This window comes from Campylobacter sp. BCW_6465 (assembly GCF_001762815.1).
GTDB lineage: Bacteria > Campylobacterota > Campylobacteria > Campylobacterales > Campylobacteraceae > Campylobacter_D > Campylobacter_D jejuni.
Map to the genome: position 1 here is coordinate 1 of NZ_MJXN01000067.1, position 1,967 is coordinate 1,967.

1 protein-coding gene is annotated in these 1,967 nt (G+C 24.7%); it reads left to right on the forward strand.

What is annotated here, in order from left to right:
* Window positions 1-46: 46 nt before the first annotated feature.
* Window positions 47-1,967 (forward strand): lipase family protein (locus AJ886_RS10485; protein WP_186820742.1); only part of this gene is annotated, 1,921 nt, incomplete at its 3' end.

Here is a 1,967-nt window from a genome sequence, read left to right on the forward strand (position 1 = left end):
TTGTATTTCTCTTATAAATACTTGTTTTGATAGTAAAGAAATAACATTGGATAATGATATTAGCAGGGTAGGGTTAAATGATGCACTGAGTAAAAGAACTATTGATTTTGTAAATAGATTTAAACTTTTAAAACATCAGCCCAACACTACAAGTGGCTTTAGTGCTACTTTGTTTGAAGATACTAAAGATAACAATCAAAAGATTATAGTCATACGAGGAACAGAGCCTACAAGTAATTTTAGTGTAGATATTTTGGATGCTGATGTTGATTTAGCTTTAGGCAAAGTTCCCTATAATCAATATCTTGATATGATTAAATTTTATTCTGAGTGTGTTAAAGAATTTCCAAATATTATAAAAGACAAAGGTTTGGTAATTGTAGGTCATTCTTTAGGCGGAGCTTTGGCACAACTACTTACTCTTTCATTAGCGAGTGTTAATTCTAGTGCTAATGTTAAAGAAATCTACACTTTCAATTCGCCTGGTGCAAAAGAACTAAAAGCTTTAAATTTAAATCAAATTTACAGAATAGATGGAAAAATTATCAATTCTGATAATAAAGAGCAAGCATTGTTTTATCAAATAAGATCTTATAAATATCAAAAAAGTATAGAAATAAACTTAATAGGATATGATTCTAATTTATTTCAAAATATAAAATCATACTTTCACAATAAAACAAACTTAAAAGAACATTATATCTTTATAAAAACAAATATAATTTATAGTAAATCAACGAATTATTTTTATGATATTTTTGAAGTTGATGAAGTATTTATAAATTGTGTTAATCAGCTCCTTGCTAATCTTAATATCAAAAATATTTTAGCTACAAGTGATAATACTTATCATATTGAAACAGATACTGATTCCGATGCTTCTAATACAAAAGGGGTGATACAAGATTTAGGAGTAGATATAGACGGGAAGCATTATATTGTTAATTTAGGGGATCGATTTTGGGATTCTCATTTTTTAGAGCCTACTATCATAGAATTAAATTATATTTTAAATCTTATGAAAAATAAAGAAATTGATAACCTTTTAGAGTATAATATAAATAAGGATGAAGAGCTATGGACTTTTATCAAATACCATAATAATGTTTTGGCTACCGCAAGAACTCGTTATGATGATCGTATTTTGTCATATTCTAGCATTCCTAAACTATCTAATGATTTTTCAAATTCTTTGGAATATTTGCAAATTCATTATTTACCAAAAGAACCCAAAAAACCTTTATTTGCAGCAAATATTCAAGGTTTCTCATCTACGCAATTGCAAGCTTTGGAGGAATATAAAATAAAAAAAGCTAAATATGATGAGGAGTTAAAATGGTATGAACTTTATAAAGTAAAATATGAAAGAGAACAACAAATTTTTAATCAGAAATTTAAAGAGTATTTTTCAGAAATAATTTTTTATCAAAATAGACTCTATTCTCATAAAAAAACACAAGAGAAAATTATATTAAATGCAATAATACAACAAATTAATCAAAAAGATATAACATATTTTAATTTGTATTCTGTGATAGAATTTTTAAAAGAAAACAAGGCTTATTATAAATATATAGATTTAAATGAAATCCAAGATTTAATTTTAAATGATTTAGATAATAAATTGGGTTATTTTTATTGCCTTTATGTATGTATAAATTTAATAGTATTAAGAGAAGATAAAAATACTTATTTCACCCAAGCTACTGCTATAAACAATCTAGGCTATAATTCTACTTTCACAAAAATCTTCATCCTAGATAAAGAAAAGCTCAATGATACCTATCTTGATACTAGAAAAAAGCTTTATAAATCTATCAATACTTTAAAAGAAAAAAGAAATGAAAAAATAAAAGATATCCAAGACTATTTAAATAAAGAAATTTCCTTACAAGATAATCTAAATAATCAAAGCTTTAATACTAAGGAAAATGATGTTAATTTAATTTTAAACGAAGTATTTAACA